Raw genomic sequence first — 16331 nt, 5'->3', positions numbered from 1 at the left:
GCGAGCTACATTCCGGGGATCTCCTGCGCTTCGTGGACTTCGATCTCGCAGCCACCGGGCATGTTCAGGTGCGGGTGGACTTTGGCGAGCTCGACGGCGGCATCCATGTTGTCGGCTTCGATGATGCTGTAGCCCGCCACTTCACGCTGGCTGGGCGACGTGCTGCCATCGGAGGCCACGCGGACTCCGTTGGCCAGCGGCGTGCCGAAGTCCACCAGACGATCGCCCACCTTGGCACCCCAGGCGTTCCACTCCCCCATGACGGCTGCCATGTCATCCGGTGACGGCGGGGCGGCCTCTGCGGGGGTCATGGGTGCGTGATAGATGAAAACGAACTTGGACATGATGGTCCTTCTTTCCTGCTTTTGTTCTTGGGTTGAGGAGGGTTTAGAGAGTGACAGTGCGGCCGGTGAAGGCTACGAGCCGTTCCAGGCTGCTGGCTGTCTCCGCCGTCGGCTGCTCTGGCGCGAAGCTGCCGCCGGAGCGGACCTGCTCGGAGATGGTCTGCCGGGCAAGTTCCGTCACGTAATCGCTGACGACGTCGGACACCTCCACTTGCTGTCCCGTCGCCTTGGCGAAGTCCCAGGCATGGACGAGCAGTTCGAGGTTCAGGATTCCGGCAACCGTGGTCGCCGGCAATTCGGCGAAGCCCATATCGACGGTGCCTTCAAGGCCGCGGTTGCTGAAAGCTTCCAGCGCGGGCTGGGCCAGCTCAGCAATCCGCACCTCCGGGGACTCTTCCCTAGGGTCCACGGGTGCCGCACCGAGCGCACGGCCGATGCCCTTCAGCGATCCTGCCAAGTGGTCCAGCAACTCGCTGACGTTGAAGTCCTCGCATGGCGTTGCCTTCGCTGTGTCTTCAGGAGTGACGTTGCGCAGAACGCCAAGAAGGATCGCCAAGGCTGCGTCAGCCGAGCTCAGCTGGTTGATGGGGTCGGGTGCCCATGCCCACTCGTCGCGGCCAGCGCCGTCCTTCGCTGAAGCCTCAGCCAGCAGACGATCCAGGTAGTGGTTCCAGCCCATCGCGTGGGATGTTTCCTGCTCCTCGGTGAGTCCCTCATGCAGGAAACGGAGGGAAGTACCGTCGGCGTCGGGCTCCAAAGTGATGCTAACGGTCGAGGCACCCGGCGGCAGATCGCCCCCGCCCTCCCAACCCCACGTGAAGACGACGCGCTTGCCCGGTTCGATTTCCTGGAAGGTTCCGGAGGCATTGTGGCCGGGAGTAACGGTCCAGCGGAAATCCCCACCGATCCGGAGGTCCACCCTGGCTGCGACCGTTTGCCAGCGCCGTAGTCGTTCAGGCTGGGTGATGAGGGCGAAGGCCTCGTCGGCTGTGACCGGCAGGTGGATGGTTTTATCGAAACTCATGTGCGTCCTCGCCTTGGAAGTTATTAGTGGTCGGGCTGTTGTTGATGCTGGTTGCCCCGCCGTAGGGCAAGAACGGCGGCATCGGATGCAAGGAGGTCCAGTTCGTTGGTCCAGAACTGGGAAACAAGATCCCGGAGCCTGCCCATCCCCTGGGGATCGAGCCTGTAGTACCTGTTTCTCCCCTCCTTGCGGGCCATCACCAGGCCCGCTTTCTCCAACAACAACAGGTGCTGTGAAACCGCGGATCGGCTGACGTCGAAATGAGCCGCCAAATCGCTGACCGCCTGCTCGCTGCCCGCCAGGAGGTGAAGCAGCCGACGCCGATTCGGCTCGGCAGCTATCTCCAGGGCATCCAACACAAATAATACGTTAGTGATCACTAACGCATTAAGCAAGGGGTGTTGACCTTGTGGGCGGCCAGCAGCATGAACTGGGCAAGGTTCTGCCGCAAACCAAGCACTGCCCTTGTCGAACCGGTGGTGTGGCGGGGAAATGTTCTGCCGGGCATTGCGGGCATGTAGGAGGCCCGGGCAGGAGGGGATCCTGCCCGGGCGGTCTTGAGGTTTACGTGCCTGGTTAGGCTGCGGGGACGCTGTTCTTCCACGCGCTCCAGGCCGCGTAGCTGCCGTCGAGTTCGACGACGTCGTACCCGGCACGGCGCAGGGCGCTGGCGGCCACGGAGTTACGGACGCCCGACTGACAGTACGTCACGATGGTGCCATCGGCGGGGAGCTTGTCCAGGTGCCACATCACGCGGCCGCCACTGAGCTGGTAGGAGCCGGGGATGTTGCCCCCGATGTGCTCGCTGCGGTTGCGCACATCCAGAACCATGGCCGGGTCGAAATCCTTGAGGTCTTCGGCCTGGATCAGCTTGGGCGTGAACGCGGGAAGGCCTTGGATGCCGGTGACGTAGCCGGCGACGTTGTCGATGCCCACGCGTATCAGGTGGTCCCACATGCCGTGCGCCTGTTCCTGATCCCGGGCCAGCAGCACGAGAGGGTTATTGTCCGTCTCCGGGTTGACGACCCAGGCGCCGAAGCTGGCAACGGACTTGCCGGCAGGAACGTTCAGGGACCGGACGACAGTGCCTTCGTGGACCTCGCTGTTGGAGCGGGTGTCGATGAAGGTCAGAGTGTCAGCAGCCAGCCCCGCTGCGACGGTGTCGGTTGACAGCTCAGGCAACGGGGAGCGTTCGCCCATAACGGCAGGGCCTTCACGGTTTTCGCGCTTCATCCGGCCGAAGTAGGCGTGCGCGTCGGGCTGGCCGTCGAGGAGTTCGTCGATGAAGCCCTGTTCATCGTTGGCGGCGAGGTATGGGCCCCACCAGGCGTAGAGACGTTCGTAGCCCACAGTGGATGACGGGATTGCGCCGAGGGCCTTGCCACAGGCACTGCCTGCGCCGTGGGCGGGGTGGACCTGGACGTAATCCGGAAGGGTCAGGAACTTTTCCCGCAGGCTGGCGAAGAGCTGCTTGGCCCCTTCGAAGCGCGTGTCGATGCCGCCGGCTGCTTCGTCCAGCAGGTCCGGCCGGCCAAGGTCGCCGGAGAACACGAAGTCGCCGGAGAGCAGGTAGCCGGGCTGGTCGCTGAACGCGCCGTCGGTCACCAGGAAGGACAGGTGTTCCGGGGTGTGCCCGGGGGTGTGGAGGGCCTTGATGCTGATGTTGCCCAGGGTGATGGTGTCGCCGTCGTAGAGCCGCTCGCCGTCGAACCCGTACTGCCAGTCCGCGCCGCCCTCGCCGGAAACATAGATAGTGGCGCCGGTGGCTGCGGCCAGTTCGCGGGTGCCGGAGAGGTAGTCGGCGTGGATGTGGGTTTCGGTGACGGCCACGATCTTCATGCCGTTCTTCGCGGCCAGGTCCCGGTAGACGGCGATGTCGCGGCGGCCGTCCACCACGATGGCTTCACCTTTGGCCTGGCAGCCAATGACGTAGCTGGCCTGCGCGAGGTCTTCGTCGTAAATGCGCTCGATAAGCATCTGGTGCTCTCCTTCAGTGAAAGGGGATTTGGAGGTTGTTCTGAAACGAGTTTGGATACCCTGCGGGGTCTCATGTAGCGGGCGCTATGGGCATGCTCGACCCAGGGGTCAGGCGTGCTCGTGGCCGGCACCGGCGCGGTACTTGTGGTTACGTTGTGGGTTGTTAGCGGACGGGTTCGCCGGCCTGGCGCCAGGCGGCCATGCCGCCGCGCACGGAGTAGGCGTCGTACCCCTTGTCGGCGAGGAGCCGGGCGGCGGACGCGGAGCGTACGCCGGAGGCGCAGATGGCTATGACCGGTCCGGTCTTCTGGATCCCGGAGGTGTTGGTTTGCAGCCGGTCCAGGGGAATGTGCTTGGCCTGCTGCGCCCGGCCGGTCCGCCACTCCTGGGTAGACCTGACGTCGAGGAGTGTGGCGCCAGCGGTCAGGAGTTCTTTGGCCTGCGCCACCGAAATGGTCTTGTATGGCTTGTTGAAGGCCTTCTTGAGGGAGTCGATCAGTCCCATGGTGTTCTCCTGTCGGGTTGAGTCAGGCGGTGACGGTGCCGGCGGTGACCCATGCCGCGACGGCGAAGATGAGCACCGCGAATGAGATGCGGATGTGTTTGTCGTGCAGCCGACGGGCGAACCGGGCCGCGACGATGGACCCCAGGACAGCAGGGACCGCGAATGCCAGGGTGGTGGCCCAGTCGATGGTGTAGCCGGCGGCGTGAGCGCTAAAGCCGGCGGCGGAGTTGACGAAGATGATTGCCAGCGAGGTGCCGATGGCCTGTTTCATGCGCAGACCCAGGAAGATGGTCAGTGCGGGTGTGATGAGGAAGCCGCCGCCCACGCCGAGCAGTCCGGTCAGGAACCCGACAAGCAGGCCCACGCCCACGGCCTTCGGGGCGCAGGACCGGAACGCCCGGTGTGGCCCGGTGCTGCAGGATCCCTCAGTTTCGCGGGATTTCATGAGCATACGGATGCCCGCGGCCACCATGATCACGGCGAACGCCAGCATCAGGATGTTGGGATCCAGCAGCTTGCCCACGGCCGCGCCGGTCCAGGCTGCCGGGATCCCGGCAGCACCGACCAGCGCAATCACGGGCCAGTTCAGGCCCTCGCGGATGCGGGGCAGCAGGGCGGCAAGCGAGGATACGCCCACTACCACCAGCGAGGTGGGAATGGCCTGGGCGGGGCTCATGCCCACGCCGTACACCAGGGCCGGCACGGCGATGATGGACCCGCCGCCGCCCACAACACCCAGTACGACGCCGACGACGAGCCCCAGACCCAGGGCCGGGATCATGCCGCGGCGTCCTCTACGGCCGTCTGTGCGGGAAGTTGCAGGATGGCGCTTTCGCGAGTGGGTTCCTTGGTTGCCTTGTTCCATGGCAATGCTGAGATGGCTTTGCCCATGGCGCAGGTGTTGGTCGCGGCCGAGAAGGTCAGGCCGGCGCCGATAACGCCGGCAACCGTCCTGATTTTTGGGGAGACGAACTTGCCGCCGGCAAGGCCCAGCATTACGAGGGAGCCTGCCACCAGGCGGACCTGCCGTTCGAGGTCCCAGCGGCCCTTGCCCTTGACCACGTCACCGCCGGCAGCAGCGAACCCGGGTGCCCCGCCGGTGAGCACGTAGGCGGTGTCGATTCCGGCCGAGGCGAGGCGTTGGCGTGCCTCCTCGGCGCGGACGCCGGACTGGCACACCAGGACAACACGGGAGCCCAGCCGGGCTGCGAGTTCGTCGGTGTGCTCGGACAGCAGCGGAAGCGGCACGTTGTAGGAGCCGCGGATGTGCATGGACTCGAATTCGGCAGCGGAGCGGACATCAATGACCACGAGATCCTGGTGTTCTTTGATCCAGGACTGCAGAGCTTCGGGAGCGAGTGCGGTAACGGCTGGCGCCGGGTAAGAAGAAGTCATGACTGGCCTCTCGAAAGGGGTCGGGTGGATACCCCACCGAGTATTACAGATACCCCCGGGGGTAGTCAAAACACCCGCGGGGGTATAGGCTGGAGTGAAAGCTTCAGACGTCCCCTCCTTGGAGAGACCCATGCAACTCAATCCCTCAGAACTGACCCCCGTCATCAACCGACTCAAGCGCGCACAGGGGCAGCTCGCCGCCGTGACCCGCATGCTCGAAGAAGGCCGGGACTGCAAAGACGTCGTCACCCAGCTCGCCGCCGTATCCAAGGCACTCGACCGGGCAGGGTTTGCAGTTATCGCCACCGGGCTTGAGCAATGCATCGTCCAGCAGGACGCGACCATGGACAAGAAAGAACTGGAAAAGCTCTTCCTATCCCTGGCCTGACCACCCCCGCCAGGGCAACGCTTTACCGTCACCAGCGGGCCCTCGCCGACCGCGAGAGCACGACGATGTAGCCGGGTTCATGGATGGCGCAGAGCGGTGTCGGATCCTTCGGTGCACGTCGAAGATCAGATCCCCCTCGCCGAGCTGGCACGGGGCGGTCCAGGGGGCAGCAGAAACCATCGCGTTCATCGAGCGCATGAAACCGGACCGTCCACGCATTAAGCAAGGGGTGTTGACCTAGTGCCTCCCCTGGGACAACTCCCGCTTGCGGGAGCTGCGATGCCGCGGCCCCCTCCCACGCCGTCGTCGTTGTAACAGGGCAGAGAGCGGCAACGCCAAGCGGGAAGCCACCACGGCGGCGAGAGCCACCAAAGTCACAAGAATGGCAATGGTGACCAGCAGCAGCCACAGTTCCGGCATGGGCGAGCCACTAAGAATTTCCGGGGTATTTTCGAGTCCAAGCATTTACTTCTCCTGCAATCCGGGGCGTAACTATTGCAGTGGTGAGTACGAGTGAATGCCGGAACGTGTCGCGGAAGGCCCAATTCTTTGCGTCGGTTGTTTTATCGCGTGTCCGCAGTGGGCTTCCGCCACATCACGGCGAGCACCAACACCAGCACGTTCAGGCCCAGCATCACCAGGACCATGAGTCCCCAGTTCGCTTGGTTCACGCCCGAGCCATATAGAACGCCAATCAGCACAGTGGCAGTGATCGCTCCGAGGTAGCGGCACGTCTGGAAGATTCCGGCAGCTACACCTCGTTCTTCCGGGCGGGCCGAAACGTAGAGCCCTTGGTTCGAGGCCGTGCTCACCATTCCGTAGGGTATGCCCATCATTGCAGTAAGCACGAACACCAACGGCGCCCACAGCGACAACGTGAGCGCACCAAGACCCGCTGCGGCAACAGTCAGAACCAGCACGCCTGTGATCAGGACGGAACGCACGCCGAAACGCTCCATCAGCCGCACCGTCAGTGGCGTCACCACAACCGACAACGCCGCAAGGGGCAGCATGAGCAGGCCCACCACACCGGCGTCGTAATGACCTGCCTCCTGCAGCAACTGCGGCAGTCCGAAGAAGGCAAAGTAGTAGACGCCGCTGAAAACGATGAACAGCAAATACACCAGCAGCAGCGGCCGGTTCCTGCCCAGCAGGCGGAGGTCCAGGAACGGAGGCCGGAAGCGCAGCTCGCGCCAGGCAAAAAGTGCGCCGATCAATGTCGCAGCGCCCAGGAGCCACCAGCGGTAGGCCGGCATCACGTTGAGCAGCGCCATCATCGCGAGCATGAGCGACGTAACAAATGCGAGGATGCCGGGGATGTCGGAGTCGCGGATCAGCGCCGATAGCTTGCCCGTTTCGCGGCCGGAGTCAGCTGGCGCAGCCTTGTGCACCACAACGAGTGCAACCAGCGCGATTGGCACGTTGATCGCGAACAAGGCCTGCCAGCCGACCAGGCTCACCAACAAACCGCCCACCACCGGACCCACGGCAGCGGCCGACGTGTTTGCCATCTGGATCCTGCCCAGCGGCCTCGTCGACGGCAAATTGGCGAGCTTGCTCAGCTGGGTGACCATCACGACGGCCGAGGGATATGCGGTCGCAGTCCCCACAGCCATCAGCGCGCGGGCCACACACACCAGGGCGAAGCTGGGAAGGAACGGTGCGATCGCGCAGGTGACCGCCACCAGGGCCATGCCGAACGTGAACAACCGGCGAGGGCCGAAGCGGTCAGCGAGCCTGCCCATGAGCGGCTGTCCGGCCGCGGAGGCGAGGTAAAACGACGTGATCACCCAGGTGACGGTGGCGACGTCGAGCGCGAAATCCTCCCGCAGGACCACCAACGCCACCGCAATCATGGACGAGTTCAGCGGGTTCAGCGCCGTCCCGAGGCTCAGCGCAGCGATCGCGAGGCCGGGCCGGGGTCTATTCGTCGTCACCCACCCAAGTCTGCTCCATAGTTGCTTCGGGTTACGAAACGCGTTCGCGGGGCGGACATTCCAGGCGGGCCCTACTCCTCGAAGTGCGTCGTAACCTTCCCGGAGGACACTGCGGCGATGATCGACTGGGCCAAATGCCGCAGCTTGATGTTCCGATTGCTGGAGGCAGTCCTCAGAATGGTGAACGCTTCTTCCTGGCTACAGTGGTTCTGCGCCATGATCGCACCCACCGCCAGGTCGATTACCGTGCGTGATTGCATAGCAGCGGCAAGGTCATTCCGGGCATCGCTGAGTTGCGCGATCTTCAGCGCGAGGCGTAGCGACTTGGCGGCGTGCGATGCGAATACCTCGGCGCGTTCCACGTCATCGTCGCTGAATGCATGGGTCCGCTCTGAGTAGAGGTTCAGGGCAGCTCGGGTATCGCCCTCGACCAGCAGCGGCACGCTCAGGATGGACCGAAGCCCCTGATGGGAGGCGGCCTGCACATATTCGGGCCAACGGTGTTCGCGAAGAAGGTCCGGGACCAGCACGGAGGTCAGCTTGTCCATGGCCGTGAGACAAGGCCCTTCGAAGGCGTTTTGGAGTTCGTCCATGACGCGGGCCCGGTCATCACTGCTTGCGGCGGTGGCTGACTTCTTGCGCCGAAGGACTGTGATGCCGCAATAAACAGCGGTGTTGCGGTGTGAGAGGCTCTCTGCCGAGAAAGAAGCCAGATCGCCGAGAAAAGCCTCGACGTCTTCGCTACCCAGGACGAGGTCCAGAAAATATCCATTCTGGAGAGCTTCCTGCTCGGGGCGGGGGTTGACCATGTGGCACGTTCCTACTGACTGAAAAGCGTCCCCAGCAGACAGCAAAGGAGCGAATATCGCCGCCCTCTGCAAAACGGTCTGAAGACACCATATCGTTCAACGATCAACGGTACAAAGTGCGGCACGACATGCGTTAACCAGCAGATTCATGAACCAAATCGGACCCGGTTTGTCAATCCGGGCAGGGTGTCACATCGAACAGAAAGTAAGTAGGCTTACTTTATTATCCGAGTCCGGACACCGGACGATTCGTGCAAAGGAGAACATCTGATGGGCGTTGAAGACAGCATCCGCAAAGCCGCCGAAAACGCGATGGAAGACCTGGCTAGCACGTCTGACCCCGTTGACAAAGGGCAGGTTCCGGAGCCGAACGAGAAGGATGACGACATCCAGGTCCACTCCTCCATCAGCGAAGGTTCCAACGCGATGGACTCCGAATCGCCTGACAAGGCTGCTCAGACAACCCCGCGTCACAATGCGACTGCGAGCGACGCCGGCGAACACCACAACGAGCCAGGACTCGACGCCGGTGCTGGCCAAGGCATGGAAACCGACGACGACCTTCCGGCCTCCACGGGCGACGTCCCCGGACCCGCTGGTCTGCCGGATGGCACCCCGGACGAACTCAGGGCAGACCCCTCCGAAGGTGACCAGGACCCGTCGACGAGCATGGGTCGAGGCTAATCAGGGGTGCGCTCATTGGCCTAGCCCCTGTGGCTTCCTGACCTTGTTTGGGCCGAGTTCAGCCCTTCTGTAGCCTATTTGGGTTGCAAAACGGCCGACTTGGATTCAAAGAAGGTCTGGAAGCCACAGCCCTGCGCTTAGGTTGCAGGGGACGCAGTGGAACCCCGCACTACAAGCTCCGTTCCGAGCTCGATCCGCTGCGGCAACTCCTCGTCGCCTTCAAGATGCCGAAGTAGCGCCCGCATAGCCGTCTCAGCCATCTGCACCACGGGCTGACGGACCGTGGTTAGGCCGGGTTCGATCCATTCAGCTGCAGGGATATCGTCGAAGCCGATGATCGAGAGATCTTCCGGGATCCGCAGCCCGGCAGAACGAGCGGCACGGTAGGCACCGAGGGCTTGGGCGTCGTTGCCGGTGAAGATGGCTGTGGGCCGGTTATCCAGGGCCAGGAGAGTCTCAGTTCCCCGGGCGCCGGATTCCGTGGAGAAATCACCGGGCACCATCAACGAAGAATCCGCGTCGACACCGGCCCGGCGGAGCGCAGCCAAATAGCCGTCCTCGCGGGCTCCGCTGCACTGAAGGTCCTCGCGGCCGCCGATCATGCCAATACGCTTGTGGCCGAGTTTCAAGAGGTGCTGGGTTGCCGAGAAGGCACCGTCCCAGTTTGCAGCACCAACAGTCGTGAGGTCCGGGCCTGGCTGGCCTACGGGATCAATCAGGATCACAGGGATTCCGAGCGCCTTGATGCGCTGGATCTGCTTCGAGTCCAGTTCGTAAACCGCCAGTATCACGCCGTCGGACTTCCGCTCGGCGAGGTTCGCCAGCCACGGCCGAATCCGTGATCCGTCCAGGGACAGGCTGCTGACCACAGTGCCATATCCGGCTTCCTGGGCAACGCGCTCAACGCCCTCAATGATTTCGCACGCCCATTCCGAAGCCATGCCTGGGAACACAAGATCCACCAGACCGGCCTTCTTGCTCCTTTTGGCCGGGCGACGGGCGTAGTCCCGCTTGGCGATGATTTCTTCCACCCGGGCGCGCGTTGCCGCGGCGACATGGGCATGCCCGTTCAGGACTTTGGAAACCGTGGGTACGGACACTCCGGCTTCCCGGGCGATCTCGCCGATCGTCGCCCGCCCAGAGTCCTGCTTGGTCACCATGGAACGCACCCCTTTCGGCCGGGATCACCTCCCCGCAGCAATAGTTTCGGAAAGTTCCCAGGCTTGGATTCGGCCGCACATGCCGTAAATCCTGCGGGTTTTCCGTTCGCCTATCGTAGTCCTCGAGTCTTGCAAGTAGAAACTTTCCATGGACTCGATAGAGTCCAGATTGTCCTTGGTAAGCCCGGCCTGACGCGCCGCTCCATCGTCCACATAGCCGCGCCACGTTCCGGCCCTGCCACTCACCAATCGAACAGCCGCGGCATGAAACCCGGCCAGTGCGGAAACTCCGGATGTGATGACACCATGCTTCAACTCCAGATAGCCCTCCAAAGCCAGGTCACGACGACGACGCGCAGCCGCCTCGGCAGCCGCATCACCGCCGTCAGCGTCCCTTGACGGAAGCGAAGCGGCGCGCGAGTACGCGTCGACGTCCACTAAATGCTCTGGCGGGAACGTCATCACCGCATCGCCGCTCTCAGGCAACCCGGCATTCTGCATGACAATGAGCACTCTGAGGTTCCCGGAATCGTTGATGGCACGGTGCACAGTTCCGGGCGTGAACCAGACCACCACGCCTGGCGTCAGCGGCGTAACAGTGAAGCCGCGCGAATCCAGGGTTTCCAGACGGCCGGTTCCTTCCACGATTACGTATGCCTCCGTCGACGCCGTGTGCACGTGAGGGGATCCGCCGGCCATGCCGTCCTGACTTGGCCAGTTGTAGATGCTCACTTCTGACACTGCAGTCGCGCCGGGAAATGACGTGCACACTAGGCCCAACCATCCAGTGCGTCGCGAGCTGCGCCGGCGAGCGCACTGGCCGAGTCTGCATCGATATCGCCGTCGGAGATCACGACGGCGTACCTGTACTTGAGCGGTTCGCCGACCTTTAGCGGGACTACTTCGCTGAAGAACGGAGCCGAACCCAGGCAAGCGAACATCGATGAGCGGGCGAACCATTGGTTGGGCGCACCCGCGTTGGATTGGTCCTCCACGAACATGACGGTTGACTTCCGGCAGGTGACGTCGTGTTGGCCGGTGAACGCGATCCATGGTGATCGCGTGCCCATGAACTCGTCGGCTCCGGTGCCGGCTTCAGAGCGGAACTCCCCGCCTGCGAAGGACCTCGGACCGCGCCAGAACAGACCGCCGTACCCTGCGTTGTCCCTGCCTTCCGTGGTGGGGCTTCCGATACCAATCTCGGCACCGGAGACATTGGTCATCTCCGTTTCGAATAGGAGCGCCCACGAGTTTCCGGATGGCAGCAATTGGATGGCGAAGCGGCGCTGCTCCCGGATGAGTGGCGTGCCTTGTTGGCCCGGTTCTGTTGGCTGTGAAGTCCAGAGCAAATCCTCAGCGGCGGTAATCGTAGACGCCGATTCCTCGATGTAACTGAAGGCTTCATGGTTCATGGCCCCGTTGTTGTCCAGGTTCGCGTAGCCGGTCTCGCGGGTGTAAGTCGCACCACCCCAGAAGTTGTGCTCGCCCACATTCGGCAACGCCCAAGAGAGTCCCTTGTGCCAGACGTGGTCCCACGGACGGGAGATGGTGACCTCATCGCCGTCCAAAGTGGTGAGGGGATGGAAGTAGGGACGCGGGCTTTCATATTGATCGTCAGTGGGACGGTATGTATAGCTCGCAATGTCCTGGCCGGCTGCCGTGAATGTCAGGGAACGGCCGTCGTCGGCATAACTGAGGGTGGCGGTCTGGGCGGTCTGGGCTGAGGTGGTCATGGGTTCTCCGTTGATTCGGTGCGGGTTCAGGAGCGGGCCGTGGAGGCCAGGACGCGGCTGCCGCGGCCCTCTCCATCCATGCCTGCGTAGAAAGCGTGGCCGGGAACGATCTCCCCGCGCCGCACCGGCTTTCCGGTGAACGCGGAGGCGTAAATTGCGGCAGCGAACTCAAGTGTCTGCCTCGCTGAGTCCGCGCCCGCTGGAAGCGGGAGTCCGGCGTCGAGCGCGTCATACATGGCCAGGAATTGTGCCGAGTGGCCGCTGCCTCGTTCCAAAGGTTCGGCAGTCCAAGCAGCCGTCACTTGGTCCTCATGGCCGGGTGCCGCAGTGATGGTCCAGTCCTTGGTGCCGTAGCCGTACAGGTGACTGAGCTCGATGGTGGCGAACTCGCAGTCGACGCGGATATCCGAGGTTTCCCGGGGCGAGAGCAGGGAGTTGATGACCGTTGCAGCAGCGCCATTTTCGAAGCGAACCAAGGCAGCCGAGAGGTCCTCGGTGGACGTTGCCCGGGCCTGGCGCGAGGCCATGGCGGTGACTTCTTCCCACGGGCCAAGCAGGTGCAGGAGGAGATCGAACTGATGGATGCCGTGGCCCATGGTCGGACCGCCGCCTTCGGCCTTCCAGGTGCCGCGCCATGGCAGGTCGAAATACTCATCCGGCCGGTACCAGAGGGTATCGCAGCGGGCAACGAGCGGACGTCCGAAGGCGTTTCCGCCGATCAAGGCACGTGCTGCGGCCGAGGCATCACCAAAGCGGTGTTGGAATACGCAGGAGAACTGCGCGCCGCCTTGGGCTTCGGCGTTGTTGAGGCGGTCGAAGTCCGCAAGGCTGAGGGCTGGCGGCTTCTCGGACAGGACATGCACACCTGCTTCGAGGCATTCGATGGCTTGATCGATGTGCATCATCGGCGGAGTGCAAAGGTGCACGATGTCCGGTTTGGCTTCGGCGAGCAGGTCCGTGAGGCTTTGGTATCGGCCAGCGATTCCATGTTCATTGGCAAAAGCCTGCAGCCGCGCGTCGTCGACGTCGCATGCAGCCACCAGCTCTGCCCTGTTATCGGTGCGGGCCAGGTTGGATGCGTGCACAGCCGCGATCCCACCCGTTCCCACGATGGCCACTCTGTACGTCTGCATATGAGGGTTCTCCCATAGTTTTTGGCTTGGATAATGTCCGAAAGTTTCTGATCTGTTGTGGTGCAAACTACCCGCTTGCGCACCGCACTTCGTCAACGCTATGAAGAATCTGCTCGTAAATCAACACATTTCCACCCTAGAAACTAATCAGAAGTTTCTGATAGTTTCTAAAAATCGCCAATCAACCCAAGGAGAAGCCTGTGAGCAGCGGCGCCGCTGAACAGCAAGCACTTGCCCGCGTCCCCGGTCCGGACGTCGTGGAACACCTCATCAGCGAAATGACCTTGGAAGAAAAGCTCGCCCAACTGGTAGGCGTTTGGGTCAACGCATCCAGCGACGGCGATTCCGTGGCACCCCTGCAGAGCCAGATGGCAGGCGATACGCGTTCCTGGGACGATGTCATCTCCCACGGGCTGGGCCAGATCACGCGCATGTACGGCACCGTTCCAGTGGACCCATCCGAAGGCGCCCGGCGACTTGCCGCCGCACAGGAACAGATCATGTCAGCCTCCCGATTCGGCATCCCTGCGCAGGTGCATGAGGAATGCCTGGCCGGTTTGGCTGCGTGGAAGGCAACAGCTTTCCCGGTCCCACTGGCGTGGGGTGCCACGTTCAACCCAACTTTGGTCCGTGAAATGGCAGTCAGGATTGGCTCATCGATGCGAAGCCTGGGCATCCATCAAGGCCTTGCACCCGTGCTCGACGTCGTCCGCGATTTCCGGTGGGGCCGCGTTGAGGAGACCATCGGCGAGGACCCCTACCTGGTGGGCACGATCGCGACCAGTTACGTCCAGGGGCTCGAATCCACCGGTATTGTGGCCACACTCAAGCACTTCGTGGGCTACTCGGCGTCGCAGGCAGGCCGCAACCACGCCCCCGTCTCGATGGGCCCGCGCGAACTCGCCGACGTTATGCTGCCGCCGTTTGAAATGGCGATCCGCCACGGCGGGGCCCGTTCGGTGATGCACGCATATACCGACGTCGACGGCGTACCTGCCGCCGCAAACCACGCCCTCCTCACTGGGCTGCTGCGTGAGGAGTGGGGTTTTGCCGGCACGGTGGTGGCCGACTACTTTGGGATCGCGTTCCTTGACGTCACGCACGGTGTGGCGGCCGATTCCGGTGACGCCGCGGCGCTGGCGCTGCGGGCCGGCGTCGACGTTGAACTTCCCACCGTCAATTGCTTTGGCGAGCCGCTGGCCGCACGCGTTCGCGAGGGTGCCGTGGACGAATCGGTTGTTGACTTGGCGCTTCGACGAGTTCTTACCCAGAAGGCCGAGCTGGGTCTTTTGTCGCCGGACTTCTCGGCAGCGCCCACTGCCCTTTCCGGCGCAATTGAACTGGATCCTGCCGAGGACCGGGCGTTGGCCCGTGAACTCGCTGCACAGTCGCTGGTGCTGCTGAGCAACCGACCATTTGCGGGTTCGCCGGCCTTGCCACTTTCCGGTTCGGAAACGCTCGGCATTGTTGGACCGTTGGCTGACGACCCCTTTGCCATGCTGGGCTGCTACTCCTTTGATGCCCACGTGGGGGCTTCCCATCCGGACGTACCGATGGGCATTTCCGTGCCTACAGTTGCTGGTGTCGCTTCCTCGCGCTTCCACTCCGTGGTGAGTTCCGTGACAGGGAATTGTGAGTCAGCCACTGAGGCTGAGATTTCCGCAGCCTGCGAGGTCGCCGCCTCCGTTGATACCTGCGTCGTGGTGGTTGGCGACAACGCCGGGCTATTCGGCCGGGGCACGTCAGGTGAAGGAAACGACGCCGCCGATCTCCGCCTCCCCGGGGACCAGCACCACATGCTGGATCGGGTCCTCAGCGCCTGCGCCGAATCCGGGACTCGTTCCGTGGTGGTGGTACTCAGTGGCCGGCCGTATGCACTTGGCGACTTCGTGGAACGCGCCGATGCGATGGTGCAAGGCTTCTTCCCAGGCGAAGAGGGCGGCGAGGCAATCTGGGACGTGCTGACCGGCGTCGTCAATCCCTCCGGAAAGCTTCCCGTTTCTGTACCCTGCTCCCCCGGCGGGCAACCAGGAACCTACTTTCACTCTCGGTTGTCCGGACCTACCGAAGTCAGTGCGCTGGACCCATCTCCGCTGTTCGGCTTCGGGCACGGTTTGTCCTATACGAGCTTCGAGCTCTCAAACCACCAGTGCAGCGCTCCCGCGATAACGACGGCGGAATCGGTCACCATCAGTTGTACGGTGACGAATACCGGTGCCCGCGCTGGCGCCGAGGTAGTGCAGCTGTACTTGGAGGACCCGGTGGGCGAGGTTGTTCGTCCCGTCCGCGAGCTCATCGGTTACGCCCGGGTAGAGCTGGAAGCCGGCGCGTCCGGCGTCGTGGATTTTCTTGTCCACGCCGACCGGACATCCTTCACTGGGCTGGACCTTGCCCGTGTGGTGACGCCTGGCTTAGTAAAGCTGCATATCTCCACGTCCAGTACCTGTGATGTCCAAACCCATGAGGTGATCCTGCATGGGCCGCGGCGCGTTGTTGGGTTTGAACGGGAGATGCTGACGCCGGTGGAGGTGCGGGTATTGGCCTAATTGCCGTCTGTAGGCTGTGAATGTGCTCCCACTTTCCACGGCCAGACTCCGGTTCCGAGAGATGACGCCGACTGATCTTGACGCTATGGCCGACATGCTCGGCGATCCTCACGTCATGGCGTACTACCCCACTCCGAAGTCACGGGAAGAAGCTGCGGCTTGGATCGCGTGGAACGAAGCCAACTACACCCGCGACGGGTACGGGCTGTGGATTCTGGAAACGCACGACGGCGGTTTCGTGGGCGACTGCGGGTTGACCTGGCAAACAGTAAATGGGCGCCGCGAGCTGGAAGTCGGCTACCACGTTCGATCGGAACTCCAGGGACGAGGCTACGCCAAGGAAGCTGCCCAAGCCTGCGTTGATTTTGCACGGGACGAGGCTCGGGTGGAACGTCTAGTGGCCATCATCCATCCCGACAACATCGCCTCGCGGCGAGTGGCCGAACACATCGGGATGACCCATTTAGAAGACGACCTCGGCGGCTCGATCGTTCGGACAGTGATGGGGATTGAGCTGAACGCCGTGGCTTCCTGACCTTGTTTGAGCCCAGCTCAGTCCTTCTGCAGCCTATTTGGGTTGCACAGTGGCCCTCTTGGATTCAAAGAAGGTCGGGAAGCCACACCCTGAGCATCAAGCGATCCGTGCGTCTGTGTCAGGATCTTGTCGCGCGCCGAGCATTCCAGCGATTCTGCCTT

At 63.0% G+C, this 16331-nt stretch carries 18 protein-coding genes; 4 read left to right on the top strand and 14 right to left on the bottom strand.

Annotated features, from left to right (window positions below; translation table 11 throughout):
• Positions 1 to 5: 5 nt before the first annotated feature.
• The 7 genes from LDN90_RS05355 to LDN90_RS05325 all read right to left on the bottom strand — a co-directional run bounded on the left by LDN90_RS05355 (position 6) and on the right by LDN90_RS05325 (position 5245).
• Positions 6 to 344: a YciI family protein gene (locus LDN90_RS05355; protein ID WP_216924715.1), complete on the bottom strand. Its 339-nt coding sequence runs from the start codon at positions 342 to 344 to the stop codon at positions 6 to 8.
• Between the two features lie 43 nt (positions 345 to 387).
• A complete protein-coding gene (locus LDN90_RS05350; protein ID WP_223948242.1) occupies positions 388 to 1368 on the bottom strand; it encodes a TIGR03086 family metal-binding protein in 981 nt (326 codons plus the stop codon).
• A 23-nt stretch (positions 1369 to 1391) separates the two neighbouring features.
• The gene (locus LDN90_RS05345; protein ID WP_223948241.1) at positions 1392 to 1748 is read right to left on the bottom strand and encodes a metalloregulator ArsR/SmtB family transcription factor; all 357 of its coding nucleotides are present in this window, start codon (positions 1746 to 1748) and stop codon (positions 1392 to 1394) included.
• A 196-nt stretch (positions 1749 to 1944) separates the two neighbouring features.
• Complete coding sequence (locus LDN90_RS05340; protein ID WP_223948240.1) at positions 1945 to 3345, bottom strand: MBL fold metallo-hydrolase; 1401 nt, start codon at positions 3343 to 3345, stop codon at positions 1945 to 1947.
• A 163-nt stretch (positions 3346 to 3508) separates the two neighbouring features.
• Complete coding sequence (locus tag LDN90_RS05335) at positions 3509 to 3850, bottom strand: rhodanese-like domain-containing protein (RefSeq protein ID WP_223948239.1); 342 nt, start codon at positions 3848 to 3850, stop codon at positions 3509 to 3511.
• Between the two features lie 22 nt (positions 3851 to 3872).
• A complete protein-coding gene (locus LDN90_RS05330) occupies positions 3873 to 4631 on the bottom strand; it encodes a sulfite exporter TauE/SafE family protein (protein ID WP_223948238.1) in 759 nt (252 codons plus the stop codon).
• Entirely contained in the window at positions 4628 to 5245 is a 618-nt protein-coding gene (locus LDN90_RS05325; protein ID WP_223948237.1) for a rhodanese-like domain-containing protein, read from the bottom strand. Before LDN90_RS05325 ends, LDN90_RS05330 begins: the two co-directional genes overlap by 4 nt.
• Positions 5246 to 5375: 130 nt before the next feature.
• Here LDN90_RS05325 and LDN90_RS05320 point away from each other — a divergent pair, with 130 nt between their 5' ends.
• Positions 5376 to 5633 (top strand): metal-sensitive transcriptional regulator, encoded by a 258-nt coding sequence (locus LDN90_RS05320; RefSeq protein WP_216924700.1) that lies wholly within the window; start codon positions 5376 to 5378, stop codon positions 5631 to 5633.
• Between the two features lie 237 nt (positions 5634 to 5870).
• Here the strand turns inward: LDN90_RS05320 and LDN90_RS05315 are convergent, their stop codons facing one another.
• The 3 genes from LDN90_RS05315 to LDN90_RS05305 all read right to left on the bottom strand — a co-directional run bounded on the left by LDN90_RS05315 (position 5871) and on the right by LDN90_RS05305 (position 8379).
• The gene (locus LDN90_RS05315) at positions 5871 to 6098 is read right to left on the bottom strand and encodes a hypothetical protein (RefSeq protein ID WP_223948236.1); all 228 of its coding nucleotides are present in this window, start codon (positions 6096 to 6098) and stop codon (positions 5871 to 5873) included.
• Between the two features lie 98 nt (positions 6099 to 6196).
• Entirely contained in the window at positions 6197 to 7570 is a 1374-nt protein-coding gene (locus LDN90_RS05310) for an MFS transporter (RefSeq protein ID WP_223948235.1), read from the bottom strand.
• Positions 7571 to 7641: 71 nt separating this feature from the next.
• The gene (locus LDN90_RS05305) at positions 7642 to 8379 is read right to left on the bottom strand and encodes a GAF and ANTAR domain-containing protein (protein ID WP_223948234.1); all 738 of its coding nucleotides are present in this window, start codon (positions 8377 to 8379) and stop codon (positions 7642 to 7644) included.
• 270 nt (positions 8380 to 8649) lie between these two features.
• On the opposite strand from LDN90_RS05305, the gene LDN90_RS05300 reads away from it, so the two are divergent.
• Positions 8650 to 9063 (top strand): hypothetical protein, encoded by a 414-nt coding sequence (locus LDN90_RS05300; protein ID WP_223948233.1) that lies wholly within the window; start codon positions 8650 to 8652, stop codon positions 9061 to 9063.
• Between the two features lie 137 nt (positions 9064 to 9200).
• Here the strand turns inward: LDN90_RS05300 and LDN90_RS05295 are convergent, their stop codons facing one another.
• The 4 genes from LDN90_RS05295 to LDN90_RS05280 are packed head-to-tail and all read right to left on the bottom strand — an operon-like array spanning position 9201 to position 13089.
• Positions 9201 to 10223 carry a LacI family DNA-binding transcriptional regulator gene (locus LDN90_RS05295; RefSeq protein ID WP_223948232.1) on the bottom strand — a complete coding sequence of 341 codons (1023 nt, stop codon included), beginning with the start codon at positions 10221 to 10223 and terminating at the stop codon, positions 9201 to 9203.
• A 24-nt stretch (positions 10224 to 10247) separates the two neighbouring features.
• Positions 10248 to 10955, bottom strand: coding sequence for a cupin domain-containing protein (locus LDN90_RS05290; RefSeq protein ID WP_223948231.1), 708 nt, complete (start codon positions 10953 to 10955; stop codon positions 10248 to 10250).
• Between the two features lie 38 nt (positions 10956 to 10993).
• Complete coding sequence (locus LDN90_RS05285) at positions 10994 to 11956, bottom strand: PmoA family protein (protein WP_223948230.1); 963 nt, start codon at positions 11954 to 11956, stop codon at positions 10994 to 10996.
• Between the two features lie 26 nt (positions 11957 to 11982).
• A complete protein-coding gene (locus LDN90_RS05280; protein ID WP_223948229.1) occupies positions 11983 to 13089 on the bottom strand; it encodes a Gfo/Idh/MocA family oxidoreductase in 1107 nt (368 codons plus the stop codon).
• A 200-nt stretch (positions 13090 to 13289) separates the two neighbouring features.
• On the opposite strand from LDN90_RS05280, the gene LDN90_RS05275 reads away from it, so the two are divergent.
• Both LDN90_RS05275 and LDN90_RS05270 read left to right on the top strand, forming a co-directional pair.
• The gene (locus LDN90_RS05275; RefSeq protein ID WP_223948228.1) at positions 13290 to 15635 is read left to right on the top strand and encodes a glycoside hydrolase family 3 N-terminal domain-containing protein; all 2346 of its coding nucleotides are present in this window, start codon (positions 13290 to 13292) and stop codon (positions 15633 to 15635) included.
• A 61-nt stretch (positions 15636 to 15696) separates the two neighbouring features.
• Positions 15697 to 16170, top strand: coding sequence for a GNAT family N-acetyltransferase (locus LDN90_RS05270; protein ID WP_263426280.1), 474 nt, complete (start codon positions 15697 to 15699; stop codon positions 16168 to 16170).
• The last annotated feature ends 161 nt before the right edge of the window (positions 16171 to 16331 follow it).

The sequence above is a fragment of the Arthrobacter sp. NtRootA1 genome (genome assembly GCF_019976975.1).
Taxonomy (GTDB): Bacteria; Actinomycetota; Actinomycetes; order Actinomycetales; family Micrococcaceae; genus Arthrobacter; species Arthrobacter aromaticivorans.
The sequence above is the reverse complement of the archived record's forward strand: the minus strand, read 5'-3'. Positions and strand labels throughout refer to the sequence as shown.

Excerpts from the sequence above, each read along its gene's own strand:
- LDN90_RS05355 (WP_216924715.1), bottom strand. The coding sequence starts at position 344 with ATGTCCAAGTTCGTTTTCATCTATCACGCACCCATGACCCCCGCAGAG.
- LDN90_RS05350 (WP_223948242.1), bottom strand. The coding sequence starts at position 1,368 with ATGAGTTTCGATAAAACCATCCACCTGCCGGTCACAGCCGACGAGGCC.
- LDN90_RS05340 (WP_223948240.1), bottom strand. The coding sequence starts at position 3,345 with ATGCTTATCGAGCGCATTTACGACGAAGACCTCGCGCAGGCCAGCTAC.
- LDN90_RS05335 (WP_223948239.1), bottom strand. The coding sequence starts at position 3,850 with ATGGGACTGATCGACTCCCTCAAGAAGGCCTTCAACAAGCCATACAAG.
- LDN90_RS05330 (WP_223948238.1), bottom strand. The coding sequence starts at position 4,631 with ATGATCCCGGCCCTGGGTCTGGGGCTCGTCGTCGGCGTCGTACTGGGT.
- LDN90_RS05325 (WP_223948237.1), bottom strand. The coding sequence starts at position 5,245 with ATGACTTCTTCTTACCCGGCGCCAGCCGTTACCGCACTCGCTCCCGAA.
- LDN90_RS05320 (WP_216924700.1), top strand. The coding sequence starts at position 5,376 with ATGCAACTCAATCCCTCAGAACTGACCCCCGTCATCAACCGACTCAAG.
- LDN90_RS05315 (WP_223948236.1), bottom strand. The coding sequence starts at position 6,098 with ATGCTTGGACTCGAAAATACCCCGGAAATTCTTAGTGGCTCGCCCATG.
- LDN90_RS05305 (WP_223948234.1), bottom strand. The coding sequence starts at position 8,379 with ATGGTCAACCCCCGCCCCGAGCAGGAAGCTCTCCAGAATGGATATTTT.
- LDN90_RS05300 (WP_223948233.1), top strand. The coding sequence starts at position 8,650 with ATGGGCGTTGAAGACAGCATCCGCAAAGCCGCCGAAAACGCGATGGAA.
- LDN90_RS05295 (WP_223948232.1), bottom strand. The coding sequence starts at position 10,223 with ATGGTGACCAAGCAGGACTCTGGGCGGGCGACGATCGGCGAGATCGCC.
- LDN90_RS05285 (WP_223948230.1), bottom strand. The coding sequence starts at position 11,956 with ATGACCACCTCAGCCCAGACCGCCCAGACCGCCACCCTCAGTTATGCC.
- LDN90_RS05280 (WP_223948229.1), bottom strand. The coding sequence starts at position 13,089 with ATGCAGACGTACAGAGTGGCCATCGTGGGAACGGGTGGGATCGCGGCT.
- LDN90_RS05270 (WP_263426280.1), top strand. The coding sequence starts at position 15,697 with ATGACGCCGACTGATCTTGACGCTATGGCCGACATGCTCGGCGATCCT.